This is a genomic window from Amphritea sp. HPY, assembly GCF_050870985.1.
In the GTDB taxonomy this organism is placed as follows: domain Bacteria; phylum Pseudomonadota; class Gammaproteobacteria; order Pseudomonadales; family Balneatricaceae; genus Amphritea.
The window spans coordinates 81357-100874 of the sequence record NZ_CP194015.1; the positions used below are offsets into that span (position 1 = coordinate 81357).

Annotated in this window: 14 protein-coding genes; 8 read left to right on the forward strand and 6 right to left on the reverse strand. The window is 50.4% G+C overall.

Annotated elements, in window-relative coordinates; all coding sequences use genetic code 11:
• Positions 1-7 precede the first annotated feature (7 nt).
• The 3 genes from rsxA to cysD all read right to left on the reverse strand — a co-directional run bounded on the left by rsxA (position 8) and on the right by cysD (position 3598).
• Positions 8-589, reverse strand: coding sequence for an electron transport complex subunit RsxA (gene rsxA / locus ACQUQM_RS00365; RefSeq protein WP_432472481.1), 582 nt, complete (start codon positions 587-589; stop codon positions 8-10).
• 206 nt (positions 590-795) lie between these two features.
• Positions 796-2511, reverse strand: a complete 1716-nt coding sequence (gene cysN / locus ACQUQM_RS00370) for a sulfate adenylyltransferase subunit CysN (protein ID WP_432472482.1) — start codon at positions 2509-2511, stop codon at positions 796-798.
• Positions 2512-2680: 169 nt separating this feature from the next.
• Complete coding sequence (cysD, locus tag ACQUQM_RS00375) at positions 2681-3598, reverse strand: sulfate adenylyltransferase subunit CysD (protein ID WP_432472483.1); 918 nt, start codon at positions 3596-3598, stop codon at positions 2681-2683.
• A gap of 467 nt (positions 3599-4065) precedes the next feature.
• Here cysD and ACQUQM_RS00380 point away from each other — a divergent pair, with 467 nt between their 5' ends.
• The 6 genes from ACQUQM_RS00380 to ACQUQM_RS00405 all read left to right on the forward strand — a co-directional run bounded on the left by ACQUQM_RS00380 (position 4066) and on the right by ACQUQM_RS00405 (position 10814).
• Positions 4066-4851 carry a sulfite exporter TauE/SafE family protein gene (locus tag ACQUQM_RS00380; RefSeq protein ID WP_432472484.1) on the forward strand — a complete coding sequence of 262 codons (786 nt, stop codon included), beginning with the start codon at positions 4066-4068 and terminating at the stop codon, positions 4849-4851.
• A gap of 98 nt (positions 4852-4949) precedes the next feature.
• A complete protein-coding gene (locus ACQUQM_RS00385; protein WP_432472485.1) occupies positions 4950-6611 on the forward strand; it encodes a nitrite/sulfite reductase in 1662 nt (553 codons plus the stop codon).
• Positions 6595-7077 carry a DUF934 domain-containing protein gene (locus tag ACQUQM_RS00390; protein ID WP_432472486.1) on the forward strand — a complete coding sequence of 161 codons (483 nt, stop codon included), beginning with the start codon at positions 6595-6597 and terminating at the stop codon, positions 7075-7077. The genes ACQUQM_RS00385 and ACQUQM_RS00390 overlap by 17 nt, the downstream gene beginning before the upstream one ends.
• A gap of 61 nt (positions 7078-7138) precedes the next feature.
• Entirely contained in the window at positions 7139-7894 is a 756-nt protein-coding gene (locus ACQUQM_RS00395; RefSeq protein ID WP_432472487.1) for a phosphoadenylyl-sulfate reductase, read from the forward strand.
• A gap of 246 nt (positions 7895-8140) precedes the next feature.
• Positions 8141-9574 (forward strand): siroheme synthase CysG, encoded by a 1434-nt coding sequence (gene cysG, locus ACQUQM_RS00400; protein WP_432474879.1) that lies wholly within the window; start codon positions 8141-8143, stop codon positions 9572-9574.
• A gap of 337 nt (positions 9575-9911) precedes the next feature.
• Entirely contained in the window at positions 9912-10814 is a 903-nt protein-coding gene (locus tag ACQUQM_RS00405) for a pseudouridine synthase (protein WP_432472488.1), read from the forward strand.
• Positions 10815-11059: 245 nt separating this feature from the next.
• Here the strand turns inward: ACQUQM_RS00405 and ACQUQM_RS00410 are convergent, their stop codons facing one another.
• The 3 genes from ACQUQM_RS00410 to mtnK all read right to left on the reverse strand — a co-directional run bounded on the left by ACQUQM_RS00410 (position 11060) and on the right by mtnK (position 13326).
• On the reverse strand, positions 11060-11533 hold the full coding sequence (locus ACQUQM_RS00410) for an NUDIX hydrolase (RefSeq protein ID WP_432472489.1): 474 nt from the start codon (positions 11531-11533) through the stop codon (positions 11060-11062).
• A 129-nt stretch (positions 11534-11662) separates the two neighbouring features.
• Positions 11663-12040 carry a hypothetical protein gene (locus ACQUQM_RS00415; RefSeq protein ID WP_432472490.1) on the reverse strand — a complete coding sequence of 126 codons (378 nt, stop codon included), beginning with the start codon at positions 12038-12040 and terminating at the stop codon, positions 11663-11665.
• 83 nt (positions 12041-12123) lie between these two features.
• A complete protein-coding gene (gene mtnK / locus ACQUQM_RS00420; RefSeq protein ID WP_432472491.1) occupies positions 12124-13326 on the reverse strand; it encodes an S-methyl-5-thioribose kinase in 1203 nt (400 codons plus the stop codon).
• A 478-nt stretch (positions 13327-13804) separates the two neighbouring features.
• On the opposite strand from mtnK, the gene ACQUQM_RS00425 reads away from it, so the two are divergent.
• Positions 13805-15097, forward strand: coding sequence for a TolC family protein (locus tag ACQUQM_RS00425; protein WP_432472492.1), 1293 nt, complete (start codon positions 13805-13807; stop codon positions 15095-15097).
• Positions 15098-15159: 62 nt separating this feature from the next.
• The gene (locus tag ACQUQM_RS00430) at positions 15160-19461 is read left to right on the forward strand and encodes an Ig-like domain-containing protein (protein ID WP_432472493.1); all 4302 of its coding nucleotides are present in this window, start codon (positions 15160-15162) and stop codon (positions 19459-19461) included.
• The last annotated feature ends 57 nt before the right edge of the window (positions 19462-19518 follow it).

Genomic DNA, 19518 nt, shown 5'->3' on the forward strand with positions numbered 1-19518 from the left:
GGAGCCCTTAAAACTGAACCAGGCCGGTAAAGCCGAGGAATGCCAGAGACATAAGACCTGCGGTTACCATTCCGATAGCGGAACCTTTGAACGGGAGGGGAACGTCTGCCACTGTGATACGCTCACGCATGGCGGAGAACAGTACCAGTGCCAGCGAGAAGCCGACTGCAGCACCAAAACCGTAGACGATGGAATCGACAAAACCATTCATCTTCTTAATATTAAGCAGAGCGACACCCAGTACCGCACAGTTGGTGGTGATCAGCGGCAGGAAGATGCCTAGTAATTTGTAGAGTAGAGGGCTGGTTTTACGCACCACCATCTCGGTGAACTGCACCACAACGGCGATCACCAGAATGAAGGAGATAGTCTTCAGGTAAGCGAGTTCAAGAGGTGCTAGCAGATAGGTGTAAACCAGATAGCTGCAGACGGAGGACAGCGTCAGTACAAAGGTGGTGGCCAGGGACATGCCCATCGCGGTTTCCAGTTTATTGGAAACCCCCATGAAGGGGCACAGGCCAAGGAACTGCACCAGTACGAAGTTATTCACCAGTACGGTACTGATTAGAATAAGCAGATATTCAGTCATAATGTCCGTTGCACCGTCGAAGGCATTAGCATCGAGGCGCCCGCTGTCTACAGGCTAGAATTAGAAAGTGCTAAATTTTACCGGCTTTAGATGCATTCCGGTATAGCTTTATCGTTGATATGCCTCAATTTTTACGCAACTGCAGCAGTTTTTATGGCTGATCTGCGCGATGCACCCCGGACGACAATGCCGTCCGGGGGCTGAGCTTATACTACGTTGTGCTGCTTGAGTAGCTCCAGTGCAGCATTAACCAGGGCCGTAACTGGCTGTGCTTCACTATTGAGGCTGAGGTCAGCGGCGCCGCCATCCAGATCGACTAGCAGGGCATTTTCAGGCAGTTTTTCTGCCGCTTCTGCCAGTACCAGTAAGCCGTTCTCATTAAGCAGAGTCGCAACCGGAGCCAGTTCTGCTGGCAGGTTGTTGCGATTCAGTACAGCAACCGCACGGCCCATACCGAACAGCTGGGTTTCCAGCGTGTAGAGCAGGGTGTCGCGTTGCTGCTCACTACCGCCGGTTACCGCCAGAGTGATCGCTTTCTGACCGAAACGACGTGCTTTATCTGTCTGGCTGACGCTGGATACGGACGTTACCAGATCGTCGGTTACCGCGGCTGATGCATCACCTGCTTCGGCAATCATGCCCGCAGCAACGGTGGTGTTGGTCAGGCGATCGACAATGATGAATGAACCAGTACCATGATGGGAGCGGTAATCATCAGCGACAATCGGACGTTCCAGCGTAATCTCACAGCGCGCGATTTCGTTCAGTTTCAGGGTCGCAGCAGGCTGCTCTTCCTGAGTGTTTACATCAACACAGTGACGAATACTTGAGATACCGCCAGCGATGGTCTGGGTTGCCAGTTTAACGTCGTACTGACGACCCGGCAGCAGTTCGTCTTCGGCCATCCATACAACCATCGCATCAAAACGGTTGCTGACAATTGGAGTATCGTTGCTGTGTACGATCATGTCGCCACGGCTGATGTCGATCTCGTCTTCCAGGGTCAGGGTAACTGACATCGGCGGGAAAGCTTCCTGCAGTTCGCCATCGAAGGTAACGATCGACTTAACGCGGCTGCTTTTGCCCGATGGCAGAACAGTCACTTCATCACCAGGACGCACGATACCGGAACCGATGGTGCCGCAGTAACCGCGGAAATCCAGGTTAGGGCGGTTAACATACTGTACCGGGAAGCGCAGTTTGTCGAAGTTCTGGTCATTAGCGATCTCGGTTTTCTCAAGGTACTCCATCAAAGGCGCATCCTGATACCAAGGCATGTTTTCGCTCAGGTTTACCACGTTGTCGCCTTTCAGGGCTGACAGTGGCACGAACTGAATATCGTTGAGATCCAGAGTGGCAGAAAATTCCAGGTAATCTTTCTTGATCTGCTCGTAACGCTCTTCGCTGAAGTCCACCAGATCCATTTTGTTGACCGCAACGATGGTGTGCTTAATGCCCAACAGCGAGGCGATAAAGCTGTGGCGCTTAGTTTGTACCTGAACGCCGTGACGGGCGTCGATCAGGATTATCGCCAGGTCGCAGGTAGACGCACCTGTTGCCATGTTACGGGTGTACTGCTCGTGTCCCGGAGTATCGGCGATGATGAACTTGCGTTTTTCGGTAGAGAAGTAGCGGTAAGCAACATCGATAGTGATGCCTTGCTCACGTTCTGCCTGCAGGCCATCGACCAGCAGTGCCAGATCAAGCTCTTCACCGGCATTACCAACTTTAGCGTTATCGGCTTGCAGGGCGGCCAGCTGATCTTCATAAATCATCTTGGAATCGTGTAGCAGGCGACCGATCAGGGTGGATTTACCGTCGTCGACGCTGCCGCAGGTCAGGAAACGCAGCAGTTCTTTATTTTCGTGTTGTGCCAGATATGCTTCGATATCGCTGGCGATCAATTCAGACTGATGACTCATAGTGTGATCTCGTATTCAGTATTCTTTTCAGAAATATTGTTGTGACAGAAAGAAAACGTTTGAACGCTGTCGCTACAAAACGGAGGCTGGAAAGAAAGGCGCTGCCTACATTAATAGGTGAGCGTTTCCAAACCAGCCTGCAAAGCAGTTAGCGCAAGCTCAGGCGTTTTTAGAAGTAACCTTCCATCTTCTTCTGTTCCATCGAACCGGCACCGTCGTGATCGATCAGACGACCCTGGCGCTCGGAGGTAGTGGTTAACAACATTTCCTGAATAATTTCAGGCAGTGTCTGGGCGGTTGATTCAACGGCGCCGGTCAGTGGGTAACAACCCAGGGTACGGAAACGGACCATCTTCATTTGTGGTGTTTCACCTGGTTGCAGCGGCATACGCTCATCATCGACCATGATTTCGATGCCATCGCGTTTGACGACAGGGCGCTCGGCAGCAAGGTAAAGCGGTACGATCTTGATGCTTTCCAGATAGATGTACTGCCAGATATCCAGTTCAGTCCAGTTAGACAGCGGGAATACACGGATACTTTCACCCTTATCGATACGGGTGTTAAAGGTATTCCACAGCTCAGGGCGCTGGTTCTTAGGGTCCCAGCGATGGTTCTTGTCACGGAAAGAGAATACACGCTCTTTAGCACGGGATTTCTCTTCGTCGCGGCGCGCACCACCGAAAGCAGCGTCGAACTTGTACTTATCCAGCGCTTGTTTAAGGCCCTGGGTCTTCATGATGTCAGTGTGCTTCTTAGAGCCGTGGGTGAATGGGCTGATATTCATATCAACGCCTTCCTGGTTCACATGCACAATCAGGTCCATGCCCGCTTCTTCCGCCATCTTATCGCGGAAACTGATCATCTCTTTAAACTTCCAGGTGGTGTCGACGTGCATCAGTGGAAACGGCGGCTTGCCTGGATAGAATGCCTTACGGGCCAGGTGCAGCATTACCGCGGAATCCTTACCGATGGAGTACAGCATGACCGGGTTTTCAAACTCGGATGCGACCTCGCGAATAATGTGGATGCTTTCAGCTTCCAGCTGGCGCAGATGCGTCAGCCTGTGTTCCGGTAATTGACTCATGGGTAATAACTCTTGTTAGCCTTTTATTAACAGTAGTGAAAAGTGGATCAGCGCCGGTCTCGGTTAACAGCCTTTTTCTGTAACCGTCTTGCAATAGGACGTCACAAGATACAGACACTACTTTTCATAATGCAGCGGAGTATGGCAGAGTCTGCTTAAAATAAAAAAGAATATGTTGGAATGTTTTTAAAACTTTTTGGAATATGGAGGGCTGGGTAGGGAGCCGCAGAAACTCACCACAGAGCTGGATCAGGGATTCGACTTTAGAGTGGGTTTTGGCAGAAGGGGCAAGTTGTTAGTTCTTTATTCTAAAAAGTTATCAATAAATTTCCAATTATTATTTTGAGTTATAAGGCGGCAGCAGTATTATAGCCTGCTAATTCTAGTAGTCGGTCTTTGCGCTCTCAATACGCTACGTAAAGAGGCAGTACAGCTCAGACATTATTTGCAGGCAGTAAAGTAAGTTGATGGAAATAGCATATAGCTTTGCCGGCCTGGTGGTTGGTTTCGTAGTCGGTCTGACCGGAATCGGTGGTGGTGCTCTTATGACACCTATTCTGATTGTCGGTTTTGGTATTCCCCCGGTGACGGCGGTGAGTACAGACCTGTTATATGCCGCAATTACCAAATGTGGTGGCAGTGTTTCCTATGCCCGTAAGAAACTGGTCGAATGGCGGGTCGTTCTGCTGTTGTTATCAGGTAGTATACCGGGCAGCTTGCTGACGCTGAATTACCTGCATGGGCTGGGTGGCCTGGAAAAGATTGAGAGCCTGATGAATATCACCCTGGGAGTATCCCTGGTGCTGACCTCAATCGCCGTGTTTATGCGTAACCGGATTCGTCAGGCCGTCACTAATCTGCAGGGTACGAAGCTTGAGTCCAGGGCGCGTCGTTTCCGTCCTTATGTGACATTGTTGATGGGAATCGTACTGGGAGCTCTGGTAACTCTGTCTTCGGTTGGTGCCGGTGCACTGGGTACCGCGTTGCTGATTGTGCTTTATCCGCGAATGAGTATGCAGAGTATTGTAGGCACCGATCTGGTTCATGCCGTAGTGCTGACGGCTATTGCCGGTGCTGGTCACTATAGTATGGGCAATGTGGATCTGTGGTTGCTGCTGTTTCTGGTAGTAGGATCACTACCTGGCGTATATATGGGCAGCCATATAGGCACTAGATTATCGCCAAAGGTTATTCAGCCTATTATGGGCTCGTTACTATTGGCGATCGGCATGCGGTTCATGCTGGCCGGTTAGAGCCGGACAGAACCAAAATGGCTTTTTTGTTTCAAAATTTATATTTGTTAAAAAATTAGGGTGAACGCCGGCTTGCTGGCATTTTAGGGTTTAAGACGATGTATCAATATAACGAACAGGATCAGACACTGATCAACCAGCGGGTATCTCAATACCGCGATCAGACTCGCCGTTTCCTGGCGGGTGAAATTCCGGATGAGGAGTTTCGTGCCCTGCGTCTGATGAATGGACTGTATATACAGCGCCAGGCGCCGATGCTGCGTATCGCAGTGCCTTATGGTCTGATGAACTCGACTCAGATCCGTAAGCTGGCGGACATTACCCGCAAATTTGATAAAAATTACGCGCACTTTACTACCCGTACTAATGTCCAGCTGAACTGGCCAAAGCTGGAACAGGTGCCGGATATTCTGGAGCAGCTGGCTGAAGTGCAGATGCATGCGATCCAGACCAGCGGTAACTGTCTGCGTAATACCACGACTGACCATTTCGCCGGCATTATTCCGGATGAGATCGAGGATCCGCGTCCCTGGTGTGAAATTATCCGTCAGTGGACTACTCTGCACCCGGAATTCGCTTACCTGCCGCGTAAGTTTAAGATCGCTGTAACCGGTTGCGCTGAAGATCGTGCTGCATCCCAGGTACACGATATCGGCCTGCATATTGTTAAGAATGATGCCGGTGAAGTTGGCTTTGAAGTCTTGGTTGGCGGTGGTCTGGGTCGTACCCCTGTTATCGGTAAGGTGGTTCGTAACTTCCTGCCTAAGCATGATCTGCTGACTTACCTTGAAGCGATCCTGCGGGTATACAACCTCAACGGTCGTCGTGACAACAAATATAAAGCCCGGATCAAGATCCTGGTGAACGCACTGGGTGTAGAAGAGTTTACTCGTCTGGTAGAAGCGGAATGGGAGCTGATTCGTAAAACTGAAACCCGCCTCAGTGATACACATATTAAACGTATCAAAGGTTTCTTTGCGCCGCACCCATACGCTGCTGAAGCGGTTGATGGCGTTGCTGCCCTGGAGCAGAAACTGGCTGAAGATCAGGATTTCAATACCTGGTATCAGCGTAATACCCGTGAGCACAAAGTTGCCGGCTATCGTGCGGTAATCGTATCCCTGAAGCCGCATCTCAAAGCGCCGGGTGATATTACTGATGTTCAGCTGGATGTCGTTGCTGACCTGGCCGACCAGTATAATTTCGGCGAAATTCGTAGTACTCACGATCAGAATCTGGTTCTGGCGCATGTTGCCGCAGCTGATCTGTTTGCTGTATGGCAGGTACTGGCAGAACAAAACCTGGCGCGACCGAATATCGGTACTTTGACCGATATGATCGTTTGTCCTGGCTTTGATTTCTGTTCATTGGCCAATGCTCACACGCTGGCGGTCGCTGATCAGATAAACAGTAAATTTGATGATCTGGATTATCTATATGATCTGGGTGATATCAAACTGAATATGTCCGGTTGTATCAATGCATGTGCCCATCACCACGTATCCCATATCGGTATTCTGGGGGTGGATAAGAATGGTGAAGATTACTACCAGATCACGCTTGGTGGTTCTTCCCGTGAGGATGCCAGTTTGGGTAAGATCATCGGTAAGTCAGTGCCTCAGGCCGAAGTTGCCAATACAATCGAGAAAATTCTGCAAGTGTTCGTAGAGATTCGCAGCGAAGATGAGCGTTTTATTGATACTGTTCGTCGTGTCGGTGTAGCACCGTTTAAGGAGAGAGTTTATGCCCCTGTTAATTAATCGTGATGTGGCTACAGAAGATAGCTGGCAGCTGGTCGATGAAGAAAATCTTTCCCTGCATCTCAACGAAGATATTGTGGTGCCGTTCGAACTGTTTATTGCTCAGCGTGAAGCGCTGTTGAATAAAGACGGGCTGCTGGGCGTTGAAATCAACGGCGATCAGGATCTGAATGTGCTGTTGCGGGACTTAGAGAAACTGGCATTGGTGGCGATCGATTTCCCAGCCTTCACCGATGGTCGTGGCTTTAGCTTTGCCCGTATTCTGCGTCGCTCTGGTTTTACTGGTCAGATCCGTGCGGTTGGTGATGTGACCCAGGACCGTCTTGCGCACATGGAGCGTTGTGGCTTCGATGCCTTCGCTATTCCTGAAGAACGGTTTAATCCAGAAATGGTTAACTCTTTTACTGAAGTATCAGTACGCTATCAGGGTTGTGCCGACGACGAACGCCCGATCTTCAGACAGTAAGCTATAAACCGGCCCGGCAGGTCTCAGACCGTTCGGGCCGTATAAGTCAGGTGGAACAAAAATGAGCGAGCAAATTACGCCGGAGCTGGTAGCCAAAATTGCCAACACGGTCGCAGTACTGCAACAGGCTGAAGCTGATCATGATCAGGGCAAAGTGGTGTTTGCCAACAGTCTGGGTGCTGAAGATGTCGTTATTACTGATCTGATCAGTAAACATGCAGATAAAATTGGTATGTTTGTGCTGGATACAGGACGCTTGCCGGAGGAAACTCTGCAGCTGCTGACCGAAGTTCAGAAAACCTACAGCAATGTTGCAGTGGATGTTTACTATCCTGAAGCAGCTGATGTTGAAAGCTTTGTTAAGGAAAACGGAGTGAATGGTTTTTATGAAAGTCAGGCGCTGCGCAAGGGCTGTTGTGCGGTACGTAAGATCAAACCACTGAAGCGTGCTCTGTCTGATCGTGAAGCCTGGATTACCGGTCTGCGTCGTGAACAGTCAGTAACCCGTGACGAGATCGGCTTTAAAGAGTTTGATGAAGGAAACCAGATCGAAAAGTATAACCCTCTGGCGGACTGGACTGAGAAAGAGGTCTGGGCATACATCAAAGCTAACGATGTTCCCTATAACGAATTGCATGATAAGCACTATCCAAGTATTGGCTGTGCACCTTGTACCCGTGCGATCTCTGCCGGTGAAGATGTTCGTGCCGGACGCTGGTGGTGGGAAAACCCTGAGACCCGCGAGTGTGGTCTGCACCCTGGGACGCCTGCCGCCGAAGCGACACCTGTCAATGTTATGGATTTCCTTCCTAAGTGATTCCAGAAGCTCTGCTAGCTTCTCCTGCTTTTCGCTGGGGAATTATGCAGAGCTTGTACAGGGGAGCCACCGGTTCCCCTGTATTTATCCAGTCCTTTGATATATCACAACAAAGATACCTATATTTCGGTACCTCAGTTCGACCCTTTTTGATACATTCCTCATACCGAATCCCGGCGTTTCGTTTTAGTCTTTATATATCTTATTGTTCCGCCGGATTTAATGTCGCTGCCAGGAGAGATCGCTTTGGATTACCTTCCGTTATTTTTTAAGCTTGAAAACCGGATCGCTTTGCTAGTAGGTGGTGGTCAGGTAGCGTTGCGTAAAGCGACTCTGTTAACCCGTGCCGGAGCGAAAGTCACTGTTGTCGCCCATGTTGTCGAAGCCGAGTTGGCTGAACTTGTCGAAAAGAACGGTGGCCAGGTGATCATCGGAGAATATCACCCTGCCCTGCTTGATGATGCCAATCTCGTTGTTGCAGCTACCGATGATGAACAGCTTAACGAGCGGGTACACTATGATGCAGTCGAGCGCCACTTGCCGGTTAATGTGGTTGATAGCCCGCCTTTATGTACCTTTATTTTTCCGGCCATTGTCGATCGTTCACCAATAGTGATCGCAATTTCTTCGGGTGGTGAATCTCCGGTTCTGGCCCGCCTGTTGCGCGCTAAATTAGAGACCTGGATACCGCAGGGTTATAGTCGACTGGGTAAGTTGGTTGGCCGCTACCGTCAACAGGTCAAAGACAGTTTCCCAAGTGTTGAACGGCGACGTATCTTCTGGGAGAAAATTCTACAGGGGCAAGTGGCAGAAAAAGTATTTGCCGGGCGTGATCAGGATGCAGATAAATTGCTGCAAACTGCGCTGGATAATGCCGATCCTGAACATCAGGTGGGTGAAGTCTATCTGGTTGGTGGTGGTCCAGGTGATCCGGAGTTGTTAACCTTCAAAGCCCTGCGTCTGATGCAGCAGGCTGATATTGTGTTGCATGATCAGCTGGTATCACCGGAAGTTGTAGACCTGTGTCGTCGGGATGCCGATCGTATCTTTGTTGGCAAGCGTCGTGATAACCATGCTGTGCCGCAGGAAGGAATTAATGAACTGTTGGTTAAGTATGCCAAAGAAGGTAAGCGGGTGCTGCGCCTGAAGGGCGGAGATCCTTTTGTCTTCGGTCGCGGTGGTGAGGAGCTTGAAACCCTTAAACAACATAATATTCCGTTTCAGGTGGTGCCGGGTATTACCGCAGCAAGTGCCTGTTCGACCTATGCCGGCATTCCTCTGACTCATCGTAACTATGCGCAGTCGGTTAAGCTGGTTACCGGTCAGCTGAAAAACCGTAGCTCAGACCTTAACTTTAATGAATTGATCCATCCAAATCAGACCATCGTGTTTTATATGGGGCTACATACAGTCGGTCACCTGTGTGAACAGTTGATTGCCCATGGCAAGCCTGCCGAAACTCCTGCCGCGATCGTATCCCGAGGTACACGCCCTGAGCAGGAAGTACTTACCGGTACGCTGGAAACCCTGGCAGAACTTCAGGAGCAGGCCCAATTGGCTGCGCCGGCTCTGATCATTGTTGGCGAGGTGGTTAACTTGCATAAAGACCTGGCCTGGTTTGGCGAAGATGTTCTGCAGAACCACGGGTTGGTACTTCCGGATGCGGGGTTAAGTAGCTAGGACGCGCTCGCTGCGCTCAAGTGGCCAGACCGTCGAACAAGTTCGACTCGCCAGAACGCGGCTTCGCCGCTTGCTAGTGGCTATAAAAATCAAAAAAGGAGCTGGCGGCTCCTTTTTGTTTATGAGTAGCTCGTAGCTCGAACGCAGCAAAGAGCGCTTGCTCGTTGCTCGGAAGAGTTGTCGTGCCCCAGCTTTAAAAAAAACATAAACTTCAAACGATCAACCGTTATAATCACCCACTCTAGTCACCACACTCCGCGCATCAGGTCGTACCATTATCAGTAACGTTAACTCTGCTTCTTTAGAGCGAAAAAAAAAGCTGCTTTCCCCACTACCGATGCGTGATGGTGTATCCGCCAGCCGTACATGGCTGCCCAAATGCGAAAGTTATAAAAACGAAAATGAGAACCATGGCAGCTGGGAAACCATTATCGACTTCCTGGTTGAGCGTTTTCCATTTATCCCTGAAGCTGTTTTTCAGCAACGATTGGGCCGTGGTGATATCGTTGATCAGAACGGCAGACCCTATGCCGTAAACAGTCCGTACCAGCCTGAAACCTTTCTGTTTTACTATCGAGAGGTTCCCGACGAACCCGTTATACCCTTCGAAGAGACTATTTTATTCAAAGATGAGCACATCATCGTTGTGGATAAACCCCACTTTATACCTGTTACGCCGACGGGGCGTTTTGTTCGAGAAAGCCTCCTTAGTCGCCTGAAGCATCGCTTTCAACTTGAAGAGATTTGTCCTATACACCGGCTCGACCGGGAAACTGCTGGCGTGATTATTTTTAGTTGCGACCAAAGGGTACGCGGGGCGTATCAGAGCCTGTTTCAGAACAGAGAAGTCAGGAAAACGTATGAAGCCATCGCTGCGCGTTCGACGCTGGAATTCCCCATCAACCATCGTAGCCGGCTCAGTAAGGGGGAACCGTTTTTCAGAATGCAGGAAGAAGGCGGAGAGGTAAACACTGAAAGCATCATTGATCTGGTTGAGACTAAAGGCGAGCTAGCGCGTTATCAGCTCAAACCTGTCACTGGTAAACAACATCAATTGCGGGTGCATATGGCGTCAATTGGTTCGCCGATTATGAATGATCCGTTTTATCCGACATTACAGCCTTGCAAGGGGGACGACTATTCTAAGCCTTTGCAGTTGCTGGCGAAAAAGATTGAATTCATTGATCCTGTTTCAGGTGAGGTGCGGTTGTTTGAAAGTCAGCAGGTGTTAGTTCTTTAGTGGGTAGGGGCTGTTCATGTTTTGCCTTTGGTCGGCTAAAAAAAACAGTGGCTTGGACTGCCCCCGGTTTAGTGGACACTAATTTTCATAGTTATAGGTGTCCAATGCAGTTTAAGAAAAGAAAGCTATACAGTGATGAGTTTAAGCAGCAGGTTGTGGTGGATTCATTGCGTAGCGAGCTTACACTGGTGGAATAATATCGGTGCATTCAGGGCAGAGCAGAATACTAAAGGCTCCTGTGATGCTCAGTCATGATTGTTTTGCATATTGTTCTGTAAGTAGTTCCTCAGCCACTGTTTCTGCTCAGGGAAGCGCCACTCATGTTGGTCAAAATTTTCTGGTGAGAGCCAGAAAGCACGGTTTACTTCCAGCACGAAGGGCGGGTCTATTTCACCGGATTCAGGGGTTAATTTGCAGTGGTAAAGGTGGAAGCCGTTATCGAATTTCCGCACTAACTGATCGGGTTCTACGTTGAGGCCGGTCTCTTCCCATGTCTCGCGATGGGCTGAGCAGCGTGGTGTTTCATTGGCTTCTCCACTGCCGCCGGGGATGCTGATGGTGTTGTCCATTCCTTCCATTACCAGTAGCTGGTTCTGTCTTATGACGATACAGCCGGCACTCCTTACTTCGGTTTCTAAGCTCTGATCAGGGCAGGGGGGTAAGGTCCTGCTGCAGCCGCTGAGGACAATCACTGCGAAAATAATTAGGCTTCTATACATGGAGTATCCAGTGATTGTTTACCAGGGGAAGGTTATGTTCAGTTCTGCAGCTATCTGAACAGATTGAGGTTGAAACATAGAGCGGTAATCATATTTCATCCTGAGGAGTATTCTGTACAGGGCAATCATTCAGGGCTCAAAATGACCGTTGACGAAACGCTGGAGCCTGTTGGTAATGCTGTTGATTCGCTCTTCGCTGCAAAAGTCGGCCACTTTCCGGCTCTGTATGGCATGAAAGCCGATGCCATTCAGCTCATGGCTGCTCGATTTCTCTCCAAATTGCTGCTGCAACAGGGGGATCATATCAGCTTTATCAAATTCTATTTTACAGGTCACTGCTGCACCTAGCCGGGACCAGGCAAATTGTAGTTCCGGGGACCAGCCTAAAGCGTCTTCAGCGGTAAAGCCATTCTCGTAATGATAGAGGTAAGCTTCTGGTTTAATATCCCAGGCGGTCATGCCCCCACTGCCAGAATAGGTTGGTGGGGCCACTGCCTTACTGCCCATGTTTAAACAGCCACCTAGTATGAAAGTACTGCATAGCAATACCATACTTGCGGCTGTTCTTAACGGGTAATGACAATTCACGGTTATGTCCTCAGTTGATTAATCGCATCATCTAATTGTTTCGGTGTACTCAGTGTGTTTCTTTGCAGGATCAGCATATTCGCAATCTGCAGAGAGAGTCGCTCTGAATCAGCACGAAGTTCAGGGTCTTCAATATTCATAATGTCGGCGACATGGGCGATACCGATAGTACGGCGGGTCATCTCCACCCCGGCATAGCCCAGGCTGTCCTGCCAGATTTGTTGCAGATACCACTGCTGGTAGCCCGGTTCACTGAGCGAGGGGTCAAGGGTTTCAGTTTGCATCAGTGAGGCAAAATGGGTACTGAACTGTTGCCAGATATCGCTCAGTGTTTGTAGCAGCCAGCCTTGGTAAGTCATTCGTTCACAGCGGTCACCCGGTAGATTCTGCTGGCCGGCATAGTTCAGCAGAAAGTTAGCGAACAGTACTCCGATATCAAAACCGATGGGGCCGCAGAACGAGAATTCCGGGTCGATAATTTTACAGCTGTCAGTTGTGGCAAATACCGAACCGCTGTGCAGGTCGCCGTGGATCATCGCTTCAGTATCGGACATAAAGCGGCGTTTCAATTTAGCGACTTCACACTTAAGCTCAGAGTTGTTCCAGACTGATTGTGCTTCATCTTTAAGCAGTGGGTTAACATCGTTACGCTCGTGATCGCAGAACGGGTCCCAGAAATAGACCTCTTCTGAAATCTTACACAGTTCCGGGTTCTGACTGGTTTTGACCAAAGCTTTATGGGCTGTGGACTCCATCGCCATACTTGAGCTACGGAACATCATCTGAGCGAGATAGTTACCAAGTTGTTGTGCCAGCAGTGGCAGCTCAGTCCGGTCTATCAGGAGCTGACGCAGATTGTCATGATCACCGATATCCTGCATCAGAATTACACAGTGTTCACTATCGTAATGATATACCTCCGGAACAACTTGTGGGCAGTGCTGCGCTGTTAGTTGCAGGCTTTGCTGTTCTATCCTGATCCGGTCCTGAGTCAGGGGCCAGTCATCACCGATGATGCGAATATAGGGGGGAGCCTGTTTAACAATCAGGCTGTTTCCTGAAGCGTCGGAAACACGGTAGACATAGTTAAGGTTGCCGTCACTGATCTCTTCTACAGCCAGTTCAGAGTGGCAGCTGAACAGATCTGAATGATCGCGGACAAAGTTGATGATCTGATTGTCATCATTGAATTTCACAAAGCTCATGGACGTTCTCAACCGGCCGGATATTTTAGATTACCAGTCTAACGAAGACGCGATCTATGGCAATAGTGAAAGAGTGTTAAGCGCTGGATTTTTTAGCAGTTTTTTTAATGTTTCACAGGAATATATGTCTTGTTCATTCGACCTTTGCATTAACTGCATGCTTGTTTTTGAACAAGCGTATGAGAAAAAAACATGATCACACTGAATAATTACTTCTAACGAGTTAACAAGTTGATTTATTGAGAGTTATTTATAGTTCAGATGTTTTCACAAATTTAATCTGTATACCCTGATTTACAATCTGATCTGTGGACTGTCGGTTAAGTGCTACACTTTTTTATGCCTCAAAGGGATTTGTGGGTAACCACCTGTTTGAAAGGATCATGAAGGGGGGGGGGGGATTCAACAAGCAGATGTTGTAGCAGACGTACCCTCGTACAAGGTGGATCGATTACCTGATCACATTGGAGGTATGGGTATGTACCATAGTTTTTTATTGGTCATAGTGCTGTTGCTGTCCGCAGGCACAGTCAATGCAGCGTCGCTACAGGACTCTGTGTCAGCAAGTCTTGATTATCATCCGGCACTCAGTGCTGCTATCAATGAGCAGAGTGCTGCGCAATATCAGATCGATGAGGCTAAGGGTGGCTATCGGCCGCAAGTCTCAGTTGAATTGTCTTCCGGGCGACAGTGGGCTAATAACACGACTATTCGCAGCTTTCAGGATGACAGTCATGATGCCAGCATCAATAAAGCTGATTTCCTGTTACGCCAGGTCATCTACGATGGTGGCCTGACCAGTGGCCGGATAGATTCCGCAGGCTGGGGTTATGATGCTGCAGGCTATCTGGTCAATGAACGGCAGCAGGATATTATCTTTTCGGCAATTCAGTCTCATCTTAACGTGCTACGCAGCGAAGAGTTGCTGGTGCTGGCTCAGGCCAATCTTGAGGCGCACAAGCAATATCTTGACGATATAGAGAGCAGGGCACGGCAAGGTGTTATTACCGAAACCGACGCGCACCATGCCCGGGCTCGTTACGCCTTCGCAGATGCTTCGCTGATGCAACAGGAAGAGCAACAGTTGGTTTCTGGTCAGCGTTATCTGGAGATCGTGGGAGTAATGGCTGAAGATCTTGATGCTGTGATCCGGCCGGATGTGATGTTCGCTTCTCTGGAAGAGGCTCTTGATCAAACCACTAATCATCCTACGGTCCAGCAGTCGGCGGCAACCGTCGAGCAGGCCAGTGCTAATTATAATCAGACGAAGGCTGCATTCCGGCCCCGGTTTGATTTTGAAGTAAGAAGCACCGTTCAGGATAACTCAGCCAGCTCTGATTTGTCTCCGTTTAACAGTGAGTCCCATGAAACTTTTGCCGGTGTGGTCATGAGTTATGACCTGTCCCGCGGCGGATCAGATCAGGCACGTCGCAATATAACCGCAGCGCAGCAGGCCGCTGCAGGGGAATTGCATAAGCTGGCTGCCCGGGATACCCGGGAGGCGATCAGGACAACCTGGTATGCGCGGGAGAAAACAGCGGCCAGGGTTCCTTTGCTACAAACCTATACCAGTTCACTAGAGCAGGTATTAGCTGATTATGTGGATCAGTTCTCGGTTAACCGCAGGGATCTGCTAGACCTGCTGGATCGACAGGTAGAGACGTTTCGGGCCCAGGCTGACTATGTCAATGCTCGTTATGACCTGATGATTCAGGATTACGAGCTGCTGCAGGCAACAGGTCTGTTAGCTGGACGTTTTAGCAACCAGTAAAGCGGTTGTCACTGCTCGTATGAGCAACAAATCTCCATCATGAGATGGGGAGGAGTTTTATTATGAACACAGAATTAAAGTTGGTTACCCGCAGCGGTGACGAAAAGACAAAAGACGTTAATCTGGCGGCCGATCCTGAAGTATCGATGGACAACCTGCAGTCAGTTACTCTGCCTTTTACCCGGGATGATATTGACCGGATCGATTTTGACGGCAGTGAGCTGAAGATATCGCTTGAAGATGGTGAGTTGGTTCTTACTGAATTCCTTGATGAAACGGGTGATATTAAGGAGATCTACACCGTTAATGGTCAACTGTTGTTTAAGGATACCAGTGATCTGATTTCCCAGTTAAGTGCACCTGCTGCGGGTAATGTGGCTGCAGATGGCAATAGTTCCGTATTTAGCTTTCTTGATAATCAGTTCCCATTTCTGGAGGGTAACGGTCTCGGTTATCGTGATCTGAGGGGGGGGCTTAATGGTCCGGATATCACTGTTACGGACTTGGATGGTGACCCGGATAACCCATTGGTAGGTTTGCTTCTGAATGAAGCTCCGGATGTTGATAGCGGCAGTATCATTGTCGATGAAGAAAGTGCAGACAACAGCCTTGGCCTGAGTGCGCCGACAGATGCCGATATCCCGGCAGATACCCTGACCATCACCGTGACGGGGCTGCCAACTCTGGGCACGATAACGCTGGCTGATGGCAGCGCCGTTGCAGTCGATGACACCCTGACTGCCGCCCAGTTGGAAGGCCTGGAATATGATACGCCGGATGATTACGACGGCAGCGATCCGGGTGACTTCACCTACGACGTATTCGATGGCACTGATATGGTTGGCGGTAGCGTGGATATCACCGTTAACCCGGTTAACGATGAGCCGGATGTCTCCAGCAATAGCATTGAAGTCGATGAAGAAAGTGCAGACAACAGCCTTGGCCTGAGTGCGCCGACAGATGCCGATATCCCGGCAGATACCCTGACCATCACCGTGACGGGGCTGCCAACTCTGGGCACGATAACACTGGCTGATGGCAGCGCCGTTGCAGTCGATGACACCCTGACTGCCGCCCAGCTGGAAGGCCTGCAATATGATGCGCCGGATGATTACGACGGCAGCGATCCGGGTGACTTCACCTACGACGTATTCGATGGCACCGCTACGGTTGGCGGTAGCGTGGATATCACCGTTAACCCGGTTAACGATGAGCCGGATGTTTCCAGCAATAGCATTGAAGTCGATGAAGAAAGTGCAGACAACAGCCTCGGCCTGAGTGCGCCGACAGATGCCGATATCCCGGCAGATACCCTGACCATCACCGTGACGGGGCTGCCAACTCTGGGCACGATAACGCTGGCTGATGGCAGCGCCGTTGCAGTGGATGACACTCTGACCGCAGCCCAGTTGGAAGGCCTGCAATATGATGCCCCGGATGATTACGACGGCAGCGATCCGGGAGACTTCACCTACGCAGTGTTCGACGGCACCGATACGGTGGCTGGCAGCGTGGATATCAGCGTTAATCCGGTTAACGATGAGCCGGATGTTGATAGCGGTAGTATCGAAGTCGATGAAGAAAGTGCAGACAACAGCCTCGGCCTGAGTGCGCCGACAGATGCCGATGTCCCGGCAGATACCCTGACCATCACCGTGACGGGGCTGCCAACTCTGGGCACGATAACGCTGGCTGATGGCAGCGCCGTTGCAGTCGATGACACCCTGACTGCCGCCCAACTGGAAGGCCTGGAATATGATGCGCCGGATGATTACGACGGCAGCGATCCGGGTGACTTCACCTACGACGTATTCGATGGCACTGATACGGTTGGCGGTAGCGTGGATATCACCGTTAACCCGGTTAACGATGAGCCGGATGTCTCCAGCAATAGCATTGAAGTCGATGAAGAAAGTGCAGACAACAGCCTTGGCCTGAGTGCGCCGACAGATGCCGATATCCCGGCAGATACCCTGACCATCACCGTGACGGGGCTGCCAACCCTGGGCAGCATAACGCTGGCTGATGGCAGCGCCGTTGCAGTCGATGACACTCTGACTGCCGCCCAGCTGGAAGGCCTGCAATATGATGCGCCGGATGATTACGACGGCAGCGATCCGGGTGACTTCACCTACGAAGTATTCGATGGCACTGATACGGTTGGCGGTAGCGTGGATATCACCGTTAACCCGGTTAACGATGAGCCGGATGTTTCCAGTAATAGCATTGAAGTCGATGAAGAAAGTGCAGACAACAGCCTTGGCCTGAGTGCGCCGACAGATGCCGATGTCCCGGCAGATACCCTGACCATCACCGTGACGGGGCTGCCAACTCTGGGCACGATAACGCTGGCTGATGGCAGCGCCGTTGCAGTCGATGACACCCTGACTGCCGCCCAGTTGGAAGGCCTGGAATATGATGCGCCGGATGATTACGACGGCAGCGATCCGGGTGACTTCACCTACGACGTATTCGATGGCACTGATATGGTTGGCGGTAGCGTGGATATCACCGTTAACCCGGTTAACGATGAGCCGGATGTCTCCAGCAATAGCATTGAAGTCGATGAAGAAAGTGCAGACAACAGCCTTGGCCTGAGTGCGCCGACAGATGCCGATATCCCGGCAGATACCCTGACCATCACCGTGACGGGGCTGCCAACTCTGGGCACGATAACACTGGCTGATGGCAGCGCCGTTGCAGTCGATGACACCCTGACTGCCGCCCAGCTGGAAGGCCTGCAATATGATGCGCCGGATGATTACGACGGCAGCGATCCGGGTGACTTCACCTACGACGTATTCGATGGCACCGCTACGGTTGGCGGTAGCGTGGATATCACCGTTAACCCGGTTAACGATGAGCCGGATGTTTCCAGCAATAGCATTGAAGTCGATGAAGAAAGTGCAGACAACAGCCTTGGCCTGAGTGCGCCGACAGATGCCGATATCCCGGCAGATACCCTGACCATCACCGTGACGGGGCTGCCAACTCTGGGCACGATAACGCTGGCTGATGGCAGCGCCGTTGCAGTCGATGACACCCTGACTGCCGCCCAGCTGGAAGGCCTGGAATATGATGCGCCGGATGATTACGACGGCAGCGATCCGGGTGACTTCACCTACGACGTATTCGATGGCACTGATACGGTTGGCGGTAGCGTGGATATCACCGTTAACCCGGTTAACGATGAGCCGGATGTCTCCAGCAATAGCATTGAAGTCGATGAAGAAAGTGCAGACAACAGCCTTGGCCTGAGTGCGCCGACAGATGCCGATATCCCGGCAGATACCCTGACCATCACCGTGACGGGGCTGCCAACTCTGGGCACGATAACGCTGGCTGATGGCAGCGCCATTGCAGTCGATGACACCCTGACTGCCGCCCAGCTGGAAGGCCTGGAATATGATGCGCCGGATGATTACGACGGCAGCGATCCGGGTGACTTCACCTACGACGTATTCGATGGCACCGATACGGTGGCTGGCAGCGTTGATATTAAAGTGTTGGCTGTGAATGATGCACCGACTTCAACTGATGATAGCGTGACCACCGATGAAGATACTCCAATCATATTGGCTGTCAGCGATTTCGGTAATTTCAGTGATGTGGACGGTGACAGCCTGGCGAAAGTGAAGATAACCTCCCTGGAAACCGATGGTCGGTTAGAGTACTCCGATGATGGTGGCAACACGTGGCAAAATGTCACGCTGAATCAGGAGTTTACAACCGCTGAGCTTGATGCGGACGTATTGCGCTTTAATCCGGATGCGGATGAGAACGGCAGTCCTTATGCAACGTTTGGCTTCTCTGTGAACGATGGCACAGCGTACAGTACCAGTAGCTATGTCTTGACAGTTAACGTTACCCCGGTGGATGACGACGGATGTCCAACAGATCCTGATCCAACTGATAATAACGGCGTTTATATATTTGGTAGTACAGGACAAGATAACCAGATTGATGCTGGAGATGGATTTGATATTCTGGTGGTAAATGATGTTTCCTTGAATTTTGATACTCTCAGAACTTACGATGGAATTGAAAGAATTCATCTATGTGCAGATGGAACAAATGCAAAAAACTCTCAGAAAATATTCGATCTGAATGCTGAAGATGTGTTGGATGTAGTTGCGACCGGTTCAATCCTGGAGAATGAAAATATTCTGATTATCACCGGTGATCCTACTTTACCTGGCAACGGGAATATCAATGCAGGCGATACCGTGCTGCTTGATCCTGATGAGTGGAATAGCGCAGGAACGGTTGAATATATGGGAGATAGTTATGATTCCTATACATCTATGTTTGATGGAGAGGAAGTCACCTTATGGATAGAGGATGAAGTTGTAGTCGATATATAAATCTGTTTGTCTGAAGTAAAAGCAGTCTGTAGTAAAAAGCCCTGGATCTCTGAGGCT